12 protein-coding genes are annotated in these 13,957 nt (G+C 76.5%); 5 read left to right on the top strand and 7 right to left on the bottom strand.

All coding sequences use genetic code 11. The features are described 5' to 3' along the window. Nucleotides 1–6 precede the first annotated feature (6 nt). A complete protein-coding gene (locus ACI79O_RS07465) occupies nt 7–1,824 on the bottom strand; it encodes a copper resistance CopC/CopD family protein (protein ID WP_456913706.1) in 1,818 nt (605 codons plus the stop codon). Continuing rightward, nucleotides 1,821–2,465, bottom strand: a complete 645-nt coding sequence (locus ACI79O_RS07460) for a zf-HC2 domain-containing protein (protein ID WP_456890678.1) — start codon at nt 2,463–2,465, stop codon at nt 1,821–1,823. The genes ACI79O_RS07465 and ACI79O_RS07460 overlap by 4 nt, the downstream gene beginning before the upstream one ends. A gap of 68 nt (nt 2,466–2,533) precedes the next feature. On the opposite strand from ACI79O_RS07460, the gene ACI79O_RS07455 reads away from it, so the two are divergent. Together ACI79O_RS07455 and ACI79O_RS07450 are read left to right on the top strand one after the other, a co-directional pair. Next, nucleotides 2,534–3,091 carry a sigma-70 family RNA polymerase sigma factor gene (locus ACI79O_RS07455; RefSeq protein ID WP_456913705.1) on the top strand — a complete coding sequence of 186 codons (558 nt, stop codon included), beginning with the start codon at nt 2,534–2,536 and terminating at the stop codon, nt 3,089–3,091. A gap of 276 nt (nt 3,092–3,367) precedes the next feature. Then, entirely contained in the window at nt 3,368–4,375 is a 1,008-nt protein-coding gene (locus ACI79O_RS07450; RefSeq protein ID WP_456890682.1) for a sulfite exporter TauE/SafE family protein, read from the top strand. A 94-nt stretch (nt 4,376–4,469) separates the two neighbouring features. On the opposite strand, the gene ACI79O_RS07445 is transcribed toward ACI79O_RS07450, so the two are convergent. The 4 genes from ACI79O_RS07445 to typA form a co-directional block, all read right to left on the bottom strand. Next, entirely contained in the window at nt 4,470–5,453 is a 984-nt protein-coding gene (locus ACI79O_RS07445) for an NAD-dependent epimerase/dehydratase family protein (RefSeq protein ID WP_456913704.1), read from the bottom strand. 60 nt (nt 5,454–5,513) lie between these two features. Then, the gene (locus ACI79O_RS07440) at nt 5,514–6,005 is read right to left on the bottom strand and encodes a DUF5994 family protein (protein ID WP_456890686.1); all 492 of its coding nucleotides are present in this window, start codon (nt 6,003–6,005) and stop codon (nt 5,514–5,516) included. Nucleotides 6,006–6,179: 174 nt separating this feature from the next. After that, on the bottom strand, nt 6,180–7,238 hold the full coding sequence (locus ACI79O_RS07435) for an aldose epimerase family protein (RefSeq protein ID WP_456913703.1): 1,059 nt from the start codon (nt 7,236–7,238) through the stop codon (nt 6,180–6,182). Nucleotides 7,239–7,328: 90 nt separating this feature from the next. Beyond that, on the bottom strand, nt 7,329–9,218 hold the full coding sequence (gene typA / locus ACI79O_RS07430; protein WP_456877815.1) for a translational GTPase TypA: 1,890 nt from the start codon (nt 9,216–9,218) through the stop codon (nt 7,329–7,331). Between the two features lie 246 nt (nt 9,219–9,464). On the opposite strand from typA, the gene ACI79O_RS07425 reads away from it, so the two are divergent. Both ACI79O_RS07425 and ACI79O_RS07420 read left to right on the top strand, forming a co-directional pair. Next, nucleotides 9,465–11,591 (top strand): hypothetical protein, encoded by a 2,127-nt coding sequence (locus ACI79O_RS07425; protein ID WP_456913702.1) that lies wholly within the window; start codon nt 9,465–9,467, stop codon nt 11,589–11,591. A gap of 49 nt (nt 11,592–11,640) precedes the next feature. Beyond that, entirely contained in the window at nt 11,641–13,032 is a 1,392-nt protein-coding gene (locus tag ACI79O_RS07420) for an FAD-dependent oxidoreductase (RefSeq protein ID WP_456913701.1), read from the top strand. Here ACI79O_RS07420 and ACI79O_RS07415 read toward each other — a convergent pair. After that, entirely contained in the window at nt 13,019–13,372 is a 354-nt protein-coding gene (locus tag ACI79O_RS07415) for a hypothetical protein (protein WP_456913700.1), read from the bottom strand. The genes ACI79O_RS07420 and ACI79O_RS07415 overlap by 14 nt on opposite strands. 52 nt (nt 13,373–13,424) lie before the next feature. Between ACI79O_RS07415 and ACI79O_RS07410 the strand changes: the two genes are divergently transcribed. Then, nucleotides 13,425–13,949 (top strand): GNAT family N-acetyltransferase, encoded by a 525-nt coding sequence (locus ACI79O_RS07410; protein WP_456890700.1) that lies wholly within the window; start codon nt 13,425–13,427, stop codon nt 13,947–13,949. Nucleotides 13,950–13,957: the final 8 nt, after the last annotated feature.

Here is a 13,957-nt window from a genome sequence, read left to right as displayed (position 1 = left end):
AGCGGGTCAGCGCACCGGGAAGGTGGTGCTGGCGGTGGCGGCGGTGAACTCGTCGAGCCGGACGCTGACGGCCACGGTCCAGGTGCCGGCGCCGGGGATCGACATGCCGTCGGCCACCCAGTGGCCGGGGCCGGCCGGCTCGAGGTCGACGTCGAGCGGGCCGATCTGCTGTTCCGGCTCGGTCAGCGTGACCCGCAGGTCGGCGGGCTGGTCGAGCTGCCCGGCGTCGTCGAAGAGGTAGACGTGCAGGGTGTTGGCGCCCGGGCGGGCCGGGTCGACCGAGAGCTGGACGCTGCCGGACTCCCCCGCCGCCGACTCCAGCGGCACGGTGACGTCGACCGGCTGGGCGACCGCGGCGCGGGCCGGCGGGGTGCCGACCAGCACCGCCGACAGGACCAGTACCGCGGCGGCGACGGCGGCCTCGACCAGCACCGAGCGGCGCAGCGGGCCGACGTCCTCCACGGCGCCGCGGGCCTGCTCGGCCGCGCGGGCCCGGGCCGCGGCGACGGTGGGCTCGTCGGTGTCCTCGGCGCCGTCGGGGGCCCGGCCACCGGTCGCGGCGAGGGCGCGGGCCGGGACGCGCCCGCGCGGGCCCGGCCGCCGGCGGCTGACCCCGAGGTGCTGCTGCACCCACACGCGCGACACTCCGGCGGCGGCGAGGAGCAGCAGCACCAGCGCGAGCTTGCCCAGCAACACCCAGCCGTAGGTGGTCGACACCAGGGCGGCCGGCGAGCCGACCTCGCGCACCGACTGGACGACGCCGGAGACCACGAGCGCGACCACCGAGGCCGACACGACCCGCGACCAGCGCGGCAGGGCGCCGGCCAGCTCGCCCGCCTCGGCGCCCGGCCGGGCCAGACCGACCAGCAGGGCGGCCAGCCCGCCCAGCCACACCGCCATCGCCGCGACGTGCACGGCGGTGACCGCCGTGGCGAACACCGGCAGGGGCCCGGCGACCGGGTGACCGACCGCCGCGGTGGTGAGGACGACACCGCCCGCGACGACGGCCAGCCCGGCCGTCTCCTGCACCGTCGGCGCGCCCGCCCGGCGCCACAGCGGCACCAGCAGCGCGGCGAGCAGCAGCGCGAGAGCCGCCCGGCCGAGGACGGTCAGCCCGAAGGACGATCCGCCCGTGGTCCCCAGCAGGGCCGGGTCGAACAGCGAGCCGGGACCGGTGCCGGCCGCGTAGGGGCCCTGCAGCAGGAAGGTGAGCACCGCGGCCCCGGCCACGGTGCCCAGCCCGGCGGTGGTCAGCCGGCGCATGGTGCGCGACGCCCAGCCCGCGGGCCAGCACAGCACGAGGAAGGCGGGGACGCCGAGGCCCACGGCCAGCCCGGCGAAGCCGATCGCGCGGGAGGCGGGCAGCGCGGCGGCCACGACCGGGTCGACGTCGGCGCGCTCGGCCACCGTGCCGGCGTCGGCGAGCTCGCCGTCGCCGACGACGAAGGCGTAGGCCCCGCTGATCGGGTGGGAGTCGGCCGAGACGATCCGGTAGGTGACGACGTAGCTGGCCTCGGGCAGGTCGTCGCGCAGCGGGACGGTGACGGTGTCGCCGTCGACCGACGCCGCACCGGTGTCGACCCGCTCGCCGCCCTCGCCGAGCACCCGGGCGTAGCCGGCGCCCAGCGACACCCCCTCGCTGAAGCGCAGCGTCACCTCGCCGGGGACCTCGTCGAGGCGGGCGCCCTCCCCCGGGTCGGTGGACACCAGCTCGGCGTGCGCGGCCGCCGGCCCGGCGGTGGCCACCCCGAGCCCCAGCCAGCCGGCCAGCAGGACGAGCAGCAGCAGGACCGGGCGCGCCGGCACTGCGGTGCGGGCGCTCACGCGGTCACCCGCTCCCGGGCGACGACGGTGGCGGCGCGCCGGGCGCGCCGGCGCCATGCGACGACGGTGACGAGCACGACGCCGGCGAGCAGCAGCAGGTGGGCGGCGGCCCGGTCGGCGTGCACGTGCCCGGCCCGCAGGTCACGCACGGTGACCGCCGCCAGGAGCACGCCGAAGGTGCCCAGGAAGGGCAGCGCCCCGGCGGCCAGCCGCGGCGCGGCGGCGACGGCGAGGAAGGCCGCGGCGACGGCGAGGTTCCAGGCGCCGGTCTCGTGCGCGACGTGCACCGGCGCGCTCATCGCGGCGCGACCGCCGGTCAGCGCCGGCCAGGCGAGACCCGCCTGCGCGACGCCCACCGCCAGCAGCGCCAGTCGCAGCGCCGACTGCACCAGCCGGGAGCGGGCGGCGGCCGCGGCGCCGGGCAGCTCCCGCGGCAGCGCACCGAGCACGGCCGCCGTGAGATCGGGCACGTCGGGCGCCGCGGCCAGCCGCGCCCGCCGGGTGACCGCGCCCGCGGCGTCGGCCCAGCCGGCGCAGCCGGGGCATCCGGCCAGGTGGCGGTCGAGGTCGGCGGCGGGCATGCCGAGCGGCTCGCCGTCGAGCCGCGCCGAGACCGCCTCGCGGAACGGTGCACACTGCATGGAGAGGTAGTCGTCGCGGAGGGCCCGTCCGGTTCCCGGCTCGACGGGATTCCAACGGGAGGAACGACGTGGACGAGCTGGAGCGGGTCGCCGCGGCCGCGGCGGACGGCGACCCCCTCGCCGCCGCGACCCTGGTCCGCGCCACCCAGTCCGACGTGTGGCGGCTGTGCGCGGCCCTCGGTGACCGCGACTCCGCCGACGACCTCACGCAGGAGACCTACGCCCGGGCCTTCGCCGGGCTGCACCGCTTCGAGGGCCGGTCCTCGCTGCGCACCTGGCTGCTGTCGATCGCCCGGCGGGTCTGCGCCGACGCCGTCCGCTCCCGCCGCCGCCGGCGGCTGACCCTGGTGCGCGACGACGCCGACCTCGAGGCCCTCTCCCCCGCCGACGCCGCCGACCGCGTGGGCGAGGGCGCCGCGGTCACCGACCTGCTGGGCCGGCTCGACCCCGACCGCCGGGAGGCCTTCGCGCTCACCCAGCTGCTCGGGCTCTCCTACGCCGACGCCGCCGAGGTGGCCGGCTGCCCGGTCGGCACGATCCGGTCCCGGGTCGCCCGGGCGCGGGCCGACCTGGTCGAGGCGCTCGACGGGTCCGCGCCGGCGGAGTCCGACGCGGCGCGTCGCTGACCCCCGCCCGGGGACGGGCGCGCGCGTGACCAGGCCACTCCGCCCCGCATTCGGCCTATCCCCATCGATCTGGTAGACATACGCCCCATGGCGGCGACCGTGGTGCTCCTCGTGGGACGCATCCACGTCGACCTGCTGCGCATCTGCACCGCCGCCTGTCCGGGCCGCTGACCCCCCGCGCCGTCCCCGGCGCCTCCTCCGTTCGCCCCGCCGCCGTGCTGCGCCGCGTCCTGTGCTGCCGCGCGTCCGGCGCACCTCCTCCTGGAGTCAGCCCCCGTGAAGACCCTGATCCTGCTCGCCCTCGCCGGCCTCGGCGCCCAGCTCGTCGACGGCAGCCTCGGCATGGCCTACGGCGTCACCTCGACGACCCTGCTGCTGGCCTTCGGCACCAACCCCGCCGCCGCGTCGGCGACCGTCCACTTCGCCGAGATCGGCACGACCCTGATGTCCGGCGCCGCGCACTGGCGGTTCGGCAACGTCGACTGGAAGGTCGTCGCGAAGGTCGGCATCCCCGGTGCGGTCGGCGCCTTCGCCGGCGCCACCGTGCTGTCGAACCTCTCCACCGAGGTCGCCGCCCCGGTGATGTCGCTCATCCTGCTGTCCCTGGGCGTCTACCTGCTGGTCCGGTTCACCCTCCGCGGCATCGACCGGCGCAACCTCGGCAAGCCGGTGCGCAAGCGCTTCCTCGGCCCGCTGGGCCTCGTCGCCGGCTTCGTCGACGCCACCGGTGGCGGCGGCTGGGGCCCGGTCGGTACCCCGGCACTGCTGGCCAGCGGGCGCCTGGAGCCGCGCAAGGTCATCGGCTCGATCGACACCTCGGAGTTCCTCGTCGCGCTGGCGGCCAGCCTGGGCTTCCTGCTCGCCCTGGGCTCCCAGGGCGTCAACTGGCTGTGGGCACTGGGTCTGCTGGCCGGCGGCCTGGTCGCCGCGCCGATCGCCGCATGGCTGGTCCGGCACGTGCCGCCGCGGCTCCTCGGCTCGCTGGTCGGCGGCATCATCGTGCTGACCAACACCCGGACGCTGCTGCGCAGCGACTGGATCGACGCGTCCGACCCGGTCCGCTACGCGGTCTACGCGGTGATCTATGCGATCTGGGCCGCCGCGGTCGTCCACTCCTACCGCCAGTACCGCAAGGACCGGGCGCAGGAGTCCGCCGACGCCCTGGCCGCCGAGGCCGCGCGCCTGGCCGAGGAGGACCGGCACCTGCACGCCCCCGACGCGGCCGACGTCGCCGACCTGGAGCGCAGCCTCCGGGCGGGCCGGCCGGCCGACCCCCGCGACTGAGCCCGGCTGCCGCTGGGATCAGGTGACCTGATCATCGGGCGTCCTCCCTCACGTCCCACCGTGAGGGAGGACGCCGCACGATCAGGGACCCTGATCATCGCGCGGACAGCAGCGCCGCCTCGAGGTCCGCGGGCAGGCCCGGCTCGGGCAGGCCGTGCGGCGGGGGCAGCCGGATGGGGTCGCCCCGCAGCCAGGCCCAGGTGTCGGTGACCGTCTCGCGCAGCGGCCGGGAGGGCAGGCCGAGCTCGCGGGCGCGGGCGGTGCCGACGTCCCACGCCGTCGTCGCCGTCTCCCGGGGCAGCCACAGCGGCAGGTGCAGCCACGGCTCGACGCCCGCGGCGAGCAGCTCCTCCTCGGGCACCGGCACCAGCTCCGCGTCGCTGCCGGTGACCTCCCGGCAGGTCCGCAGCAGGTCCCCGAGGGTGGTCATCCCGGCCGGCCCGGTGGCGTTGACCGGACCGTCGGTGCCGCGCTCGGCCATCTCCACCAGCCAGCCGGCCAGGTCACGGACGTCGACCAGCGCGATCGGCTGGTCCAGCGCGTCGGGGACGACGACCCGGCCGCCGCGGGCGATGCGCTCGAGCCACCACGGCAGCCGGCGCACGTTGTCGTCGGGGCCGACGATGAGCCCCGCCCGCGCGGTCAGGAACCGGCCCGGGAACGCCGCGCCCAGGACGCGCTCGGCGTGCGCCTTGACCGGGCCGTACTCGTCCTCGTCACCGTCCCAGGTCGGGTCCCGCTCGTCGGGGACGGGACCCGGCGGCCAGGTCGCGTAGGCGTTGAGGCTGCTGACGAAGGCGTAGCCGCGGACGCCGGCGTCGCGCAGCCCGGCCGCCGCGTTCTCCGCCGCCGCGCGGGTCTGGCAGGACGTGTCGACCACGAGCTTCGGCGCCCAGTCGCCCAGCGCCCGCGGCAGGGCGGCGGGGTCGTCCCGGTCGCCGTGCAGCGCGCGGACCCCCTCCGGGGGCCGGCCGGTGACGCCGCGGGTGAAGGTGGCCACCTCGTGACCGCGGCCGAGCGCCGCCGTCGTCACGTGCCGGCCGAGGAAGGCGGTGCCGCCGAGGACCAGGAGTCGCATGCCCGCAGCCCAGTGCACCCGCCGCCCGCCGTCCACCCGGTTCGCGGACGGCGGAAGATACTAGACCGCGCGGATGGCGGGCAGGCCGGGGACCTGCGGCAGGGGCTGGGACCGGGCGGCGGCCAGCACCATCTGCGGGGAGCGGGGCAGCCCGCGGCGGGTGCACAGCCGCAGCGCGCGCACGCCGGTGATGACGTCGGTCTCCGGAGGGACCACCAGCAGGTCGGCGACCCGGTTGCCGCCGGCCCAGCTCAGGCACACCACGCCCGGGTCCATGCTGCGGAAGCCGCCGGTGCGCACGATGCGGCCGTCAACCACGAGCTTGCGCGGCGCGGGCAGCCACGGCTCGAGCGCGTGGGTGAACCGCTCGACGCGGACGCCGCGCCGGTCGAGGGCCGCCACCAGCTCGGGCACCTCGACGGCGAGGTCGCGGCTGCGCGGGAACCAGGCGCCGTCGAAGGCGTTCTCCCCCGACCCGGCGTCCGCGCGCAGGCTCACCCGGACGTCGATGCCGCCGCGGAACCCCTCCGGTCCCCGCACCGCCTGGGTCATCTGCGCTCCCGCCTCCCGCTCGCCGTGCCGCGGGCCCGCGTCCGGGCCCGCGGCAGAACCGTAGGTCGGCGTGCCCGCGCGTCCCCGCGAGCCGGCGCCGGGCCTGTCGGCCGCTCCCGGCCGGTCATCACCAGCGGTCACGGGCCCGTCACGACATCTCGGCGGAGCGGGGGCTCAGGTGCCCAGGTCGAACTCCGTCGTGCTGACGTACACCTCGCCCGGGCGGAGCTCCGTCGAGGGGAAGTCCGGCCGGTTGGGCGAGTCGGGGAAGTGCTGGGTCTCCAGGGCCACGCCGTCGCCCTGGCGGTAGACCCCGCCGCCGGTGCCCACGAGCGTGCCGTCGAGGAGGTTGCCCGAGTAGAACTGGATGCCCGGCTCGGTCGTCCGCACGGTCAGCGTCCGGCCGCTGCGCGGGTCGTGCAGCACGGCCGCGCGCCGGAGCGCGCCGTCGTCCTCGCGGTCGAGCACCCAGTTGTGGTCGTAGCCCTGCCCGCGGAGCAGCTGCTCGTCGGCCTCGCGGATGCGCGCGCCGATCGGAGTGGGCTCCCGGAAGTCGAACGGCGTGCCCTCCACCGGGGCGAGCTCGCCGGTCGGGATCTGCGTGCGGTCGACCGGGGTGAAGCGACCGGCGTCGAGCTGCAGCAGGTGGTCGTAGACGTCGCCGGCGCCCTCGCCGGCGAGGTTCCAGTAGGTGTGCTGCGTGAGGTTGACGACGGTCGGGGCGTCGGTCGTCGCCTCGTAGTGCACGGTCAGCCGCGCTGCGGGGTCCAGGGTGTAGGTGACCGTCGCGGTCAGGGTGCCGGGGAAGCCCTGGTCGCCGTCCGCGCTGACCAGGTGCAGCCGCAGGGCGGCCACCTCGCCGTCGCCCACGTCGGTGGCGGTCCACACCCGGTCGGAGAAGCCCACGGGCCCGCCGTGCAGGGTGTTGGGGCCGTCGTTGGCCGGCACCTGGTGGGTCGCACCGTCGAGGGTGAACCGCCCCCCGGCGATGCGGTTGCCGTAGCGGCCGACCAGCGCGCCCAGGTAGGGGTCGTCCGCGTCGAGGTAGCCCGCGAGGTCGGGGTGGCCGAGGACGACGTTGGCCACCCCGCCGTCGGGGTCGGGCACCTCCAGGGTCTGGACCACCCCGCCGTAGGTGAGCACGCGCGCGGTCACCGCACCGGCGGTCAGCGTCCAGCGCTCGACGGCGGTGCCGTCGGGTGTGGTGCCGAAGGGCTCGACGGTCGCGCTCATGCGGCCACCCTCCCGCCTCGCCGCCGGTCGTGCCCGCCGGGAGACGGCAGGGGCCCGGTCCGCGGTGCGGACCGGGCCCCTCCAGCGACCTCAGGCCCTGGGCTTGCGGTTCTTGGCCTTGCCGCGCTCGTTCTGGTCGAGGATCACCTTGCGCACGCGGACGGCGGCCGGCGTGACCTCGACGCACTCGTCCTCGGCGCAGAACTCCAGCGCCTGCTCCAGGTTCAGGATCCGCGGCGGGATCAGCCGCTCGAGCTCCTCCGCGGTCGAGGACCGCATGTTGGTGAGCTTCTTCTCCTTGGTGATGTTGACGTCCATGTCGTCGGGCCGGGAGTTCTCCCCGACGATCATGCCCTCGTACACCTCGGTGCCCGGGGCGACCATCATCGAGCCGCGCTCCTGCAGCGAGAACATCGCGTACGACGTCGCCACGCCCTGCCGGTCGGCCACCAGGGACCCGGTGGGCCGGGCGCGCATGTCGCCCATCCACGGCTCGTAGCCCTCGAGGTTGTGGTTGAGGACGCCGGTGCCGCGGGTCTCGGTGAGGAACTCGGTGCGGAACCCGATCAGGCCGCGCGAGGGGACGACGTACTCCATCCGCGCCCACCCGGTGTCGTGGTGCACCAGGTTCTCCATGCGCCCGCGGCGGGCGGCCAGCGCCTGGGTCAGCGTTCCGACGTACTCGCCCGGGGTGTCGATGGTGACCCGCTCGACCGGCTCGTGGAGCCGGCCGTCGATCTCCTTGGTGACCACCTGCGGGCGGCCGACGGTGAGCTCGAACTCCTCGCGGCGCAGCTGCTCGACCAGGATGGCCAGCGCCAGCTCGCCGCGGCCCTGCATCTCCCAGGTGTCGGGGCGCTCGGTGGGCAGCATGCGCACCGAGACGTTGCCCACGAGCTCCTGGTCGAGCCGGTTCTTGATCAGCCGGGCGGTGAGCTTCTTGCCCGAGCGGCCCGAGATCGGCGAGGTGTTGATGCCGATGGTGATCGAGATCGACGGCTCGTCGACGGTCAGCGGCGGCAGCGGGCGCGGGTCGTTGGGGTCGGCGAGGGTGTCGCCGATCATGATGTCCTCGATGCCGGCGATGGCCACGAGGTCGCCGGGGCCGGCACTGTCGGCCGGGGTGCGGGTGAGGCCCTCGGTCATCAGCAGCTCGGTGATCTTGACCCGCTGCACGGTGCCGTCGGTGCGGCACCAGGCGACCTGCTGGCCGTTCTTCATCGTGCCGGAGTGGATGCGCAGCAGCGCCAGCCGGCCGAGGTAGGGCGAGGCGTCGAGGTTGGTGACCTGCGCGCGCAGCGGCTCCTCGGCGTCGTAGGTCGGCGCCGGGATGGTCTCCAGGAGCGTCTTCACCAGCGGCGCGAGGTCGGGGCTGTCGGGGCTCTCGCCGTCGGCGGGCCGGGTGAGCGAGGCCTGCCCGGTCTTGCCGTTGGAGTAGACGATCGGGAACTCGAGGGCGTCGGTGTCCAGGCCGTTGTCCTCGAGCAGCTCCATGAACAGCTCGTAGGTCTCGTCGACGACCTCGGCGATGCGCGCGTCGGAGCGGTCGGTCTTGTTGACCACGAGGATGACCGGCATCCCCTTGCCGAGCGCCTTGCGCAGCACGAAGCGGGTCTGCGGCAGCGGGCCCTCGGAGGCGTCGACGAGCAGGACGACGCCGTCGACCATGGACAGGCCGCGCTCGACCTCGCCGCCGAAGTCGGCGTGGCCGGGGGTGTCGACGATGTTGACCGTGACCGGGTTGCCCTCGTCGTCGGCCAGCCGGATCGCGGTGTTCTTGGCCAGGATGGTGATGCCGCGCTCGCGCTCGAGGTCCATCGAGTCCATGACGCGCGTCTGCGTCTCGTCGGCGTCGGTGCCCTCGCCCTTGGCGCGGCCGAGAGCCCCGGCCTGGCGGAGGAGGGCGTCGACCAGGGTGGTCTTCCCGTGGTCGACGTGGGCGATGATCGCCACGTTGCGCAGGTCGTCGCGGGTGGGCATGCGGGAGGCACCTCGGGGAGTCAGGGGATCCCGCGGCAGTACGCGCTCGCGGGCATCTGGGACAACGGCCGCCGGCCCGGCGACCTTCCCACTCTAGGCACTCGGCGTGCTCTGACCGCTGCCCGCGGGCGGTCGGCCACCGCGTACGTCACCCCCGCGGCGGCGATCGTGACGAGACTCACCGCCGGCCGTACCGGGGCGGCGACGGGCGCCCGCACGCGCCGGGTCCGGCGCTAGCCTCCGCGGGTGGGCGTCCGCGGCCGGGCAGCCGGGAGGACCGATCTCGCCGCGCGGCTGGGCCGCGCGGGATCGGCGGCGTTCGTGGGCCGCCACGCCGAACGCGAACTCGTCGCGGCCACGCTGGCCGGTGACCCGGGCGCCGCGGTGGTGTTCTTCCACGGGCCCGGCGGGATCGGCAAGACCGCGCTGCTGCGCAGGGTCGTGCTCGACGCCGAGGCGTCCGGGGTGACCGCCGTGGTGGTCGACGGCCGCGCCGTCACGCCGTCCCCCGACGGCCTGCTCGCCGCGCTGGCCGAGGAGCTCGGCCTGCCGGCCGGCGAGGACCCGGTCCCGGCCCTGCACGACCTCGGCCGGCTGCTGCTGGTCGTCGACACCTTCGAGCGGTGCTCGGGTCTCCAGGGATGGCTGCGCGAGCGGCTCCTCCCGCGGCTGCCCGCGGACGCGCTCACCGTCGTCGCCGGGCGGGAGCCGCCGGAGAGCGCCTGGCGGTTCGACCCCGCGTGGCAGGGACTGCTCCGGGTCGTCGCCCTGCGGAACCTGCCGCCGGACGACGCCACCGGACTCCTGGCCGCACGCGGTGTCCCGCCACGGGTGCGGGAGGAGGCCCTGCGCTTCGCCGGCGGCCACCCGCTGGCCCTGTGCCTGGTGGCGGAGACGGCGTCGACGTCCGGCGTCCCGGTGCCGGCGGCCGGGTCCGGCAGCCCCGACCTGCTGCGGGTCCTGCTCGAGCGGATCGTCGACGAGGCGCCCTCGCCGCAGCACCGCGCGGCGCTCGAGGTGTGCGCGCACGCGCGGGTGACCACGGAGTCGCTGCTGCGCGCGGCCCTCCCGGAGGCGGAGGCCGACGACCTCTTCCGGTGGCTGTCGGGTCGGTCGTTCGTGGAGCGGGCCGCCGACGGCCTCCACCCGCACGACCTCGCCCGCGACGTCCTCGACGCGGAGCTGCGCTGGCGGGACCCCGACCGGTACGCCGACCTGCACCGGCGGATCCGCGCACACCTCCTCGACCGGCACCGCCGCAACCCGCTCGACGGCGCCCGCACCTGGCGGGACCTCATGTTCCTGCACCGGCGCAACCCGGTGTTCGCGCCGTTCCTGACCTGGGACGTGGAGGACGGCGTCTACCCGGACACCCCGGGCGACGCCGACCGCGCCGCGCTGCTGTCGATGACCCGCACGGCCGAGGGCGACGAGTCCGCGCGCGTGCTGGCCCACTGGCTCGACCGGCGACCCGGGGGCTGCACCGTGTACCGCCGGGCGGGCGAGCCCGGACCGGTCGGCTTCGCGCTGCACCTGCGGCTGTCCGAGCCGGATCCGGCCGACCTCGCCACCGACCCCGTGGTCGCCGCGGCCTGGGCGCACGTCGACGCCACCGGGCCCCTGCGCCCGGGTGAGCAGCTGGACGTGCTGCGGACCTTCGTCGTCCCGGGGTCCTATCAGCGGCCCTCCCCGGTCATGGACCGGATCCAGATCGACTGCGCGCACGGCTGGACCTCGCCGCCGGGACCGGCCCTGTCCTTCCTCGTCCTGGCCGACCCGGGCTTCTGGGCACCTCAGATGGCCTACATCGACCACCACCCGGCCGGGCAGGCGACCGTGGGCGGCCGCCCGTTCACGCTCTTCGCACACGACTGGCGGGCGGTGCCGATGGCCGAGTGGTTCGGTGCCCTGGCCGGCCTCGAGCTCGCCGGTGACGGGCGACCGGCCGCGCCGGCGGTCGATCCGCCCCAGCGGACCGTCCTCTCCGCGCCGGAGTTCGCGGCCGCCGTCAAGGACGCGCTGCGCTCCGCCCGCCGGCCCGGCGACCTGGGCCGCAACCCGCTGTGCCGGTCCCGGGTGGTGACCGACGCGGCCCGGGGGCGGGCCCCCGCCGAGGCCCTCGCCGACCTCCTCGTCGAGGCGACGGACTCCCTCGCCGGTGACCCGCGGGACGCCAGGCTGCACCGGGCGGTCGCCACGACGTTCTTCCGCGGCGTGCCCACCCAGGAGGCGGCCGCCGAACGGCTGGGGCTGCCCTTCTCGACCTACCGCCGCCACCTCGGGTCCGGCATCGAGCGGATCACGGCCTGGCTGTGGGAGCGGGAGCTCCGCGGCGCCGGGCAGGGAGTGGGCACCTGGCGACCTGTCGGGTGAGCAGTCCCCCGGCCGACCGTGTCCTCCCCGACCTCCCGAGGAGGACACGATGTCCGAGCACACCGATCACGCCGTCGTCGTCGGAGCCGGCATGGGCGGGCTGCTGGCCGCCCGTGTGCTCAGCGAGACCCACGACTCCGTGACGGTCGTCGACCGCGACCCCGTCACCGACGAACCGACCGCCCGTCGCGGCGTGCCGCAGGGCCGGCACGCGCACGGGTTGCTCGCCCGCGGCCGCGAGCTGCTGGAGGAGCTCTTCCCCGGGCTCACCGCCGAGCTGACCGGTCTGGGGGTGTCCAGCACCGACCTCCAGTCGGGGTTCCGGTGGGTCAACGGTGGCCGGCTGCTGTGCCAGGAGCCCTCCGGCCTGCTCGGGCTGGGGGTCAGCCGGCCGTTGCTGGAGGCCCGCGTGCGCGCCCGGGTGCGGGCGCTGGGCAACGTCGAGATCCGCGGCGGGTGCGACGCCGCCGGCCTGGCCGCGTCGAGGGACGCCAGCCGGGTCACCGGCCTGCGGGTGCTCGACGGCGCCGCGGACGGTTCCGCGCAGGTGCTCCCGGCCGACCTCGTCGTCGACGCCACCGGGCGGGGGTCGCGGAGCCCGCAGTGGCTGGAGGCCCTGGGCCACCCCGCTCCGGAGACCGAGCAGGTGCACATCGGCCTGGCCTACGCGTCGCGGTCCTACCGCCGCGACCCGTCGGGCCCGGACGGCGCGTCCGTCGCCGCCACCCCGGACCGCCCGCGCGGCGGAGTGGCGATCCCCCAGGAGGGCGACCGGTGGATCGTCTCCGTCGGGGGGATCCTCGGCGACGCCCCGCCCCTGGACCACGACGGCTTCACGGCCTACACCGCGACGCTGCCCTCCCCCCTCGTCCACGAGGTCGTGCGGGAGGCCGAGCCGCTGTCGGACGCCGTCCGGTTCCGGTACCCGGTGAGCACCCGCCGGCGCTACGAGCGGCTGCACCGGTTCCCCGCCGGCTACCTCGTCGTCGGGGATGCCATCGCGAGCTTCGACCCCGTCTACGGGCAGGGGATGACCGTCGCCGCCGCCGAGGCCGTGCAGCTGCGCTCCTGCCTGGCCGAGGGCGCCGGCGGGCTGGCGCGCCGCTTCCTGCCGGCCGCGGCCCGCATCGTCGACGTCGCCTGGGACGTCTCCGTCGGCGGGGACCTGCGCTTCCCCGGCGTGGCGGGCCCGCGGACGCCCAGGGTCCGGGCGGTCAACGCCTACCTGGAGCGGCTGCACGTCGCGGCGGAGCACGACCCGGTCGTGGCGCGGGCGTTCCTGCGCGTGGTCAACCTGCTCGACCGCCCCGAGGGCCTGCTGGCCCCGGGACTGGCGTTCCGGGTGCTGCGCGGGAGCGGCCGGCGCGGGACCGGGGCCCGGCCCGTCGACCCGTTCCCCGCCCGGCGCGAGCCCGCCGGCACGGCGGTCAGTGGGCGCTGACCGCCGTCCCCGGGCGGTCGGCCGCCGCGTACGTCACCCCTGCGGCGGCGACCGTGACCAGGCCCACCGCGAGCCAGGCCGGCAGTCCGGCGCCGAGGGCGAGCACGTGGGCCAGGACGAACGCGCCGACGTAGAGGGCGCCGAGCCCGAGGGCGACCGCCCATCCGCGGCGCTGCACCCACAGGACCGCGGCGCCGAGGCCCGCGACGGCGAACACCGCGCCGCCGAGGGCCCGGATGCCGGTGCCCTGCGCGACGCCGAACCCGGCCGCGAGCCCGGCGGCGACGAGGACGGCGGAGGACAGCCGGGTGCGGGCGCGGGTCAGGACGGACGTCGTCATGACTGCAGTGTCCCCGGCCCCGGGCCGGCGCCGGCTCTGCGAGGGTGCGGGGATGACCACGACGCGCCTCCTGGCCCTGGACGACGCACCGGTCCTCGCCCGCATCGCGGAGGAGGACCGCGCGTTCCTCGCACCCTGGGAGCCGGCGCGCGAGGAGGGCTGGGCCACCGAGGCCGTCCAGCGCGAGGAGATCCGGTTCGTGCTGGAGCAGCACCGGCTCGGCCTCCGGCTGCCGCACGTGGTCCTCGACGGCGCGGGGCAGGTGGTGGGCCGGATCAGCCTGAGCAACGTCGTCCGCGGTGCGTTCCTGTCGTGCAACGTGGGCTACTGGATCCGGTCGGCCGCCAACGGCCGCGGGCACGCGACGACCGCCGTCGCGGCGATGCTGCGGATCGCGTTCGACGACCTCGGGCTGCACCGGGTGGAGGCCGGCACGCTGCCGCACAACGCCGGGTCGCAGCGGGTGCTGGAGCGCAACGGGTTCACCCGGTTCGGGCTGGCGCCGCAGTACCTGCGGATCGCCGGGCGCTGGCAGGACCACGTGCTGTTCCAGCGGCTGAACCCGGCCATGCCGTAGCCCGACCC

It is taken from the genome of Geodermatophilus sp. SYSU D00696 (assembly GCF_054050235.1).
This window is presented reverse-complemented; position numbering and strand designations above follow the sequence as displayed.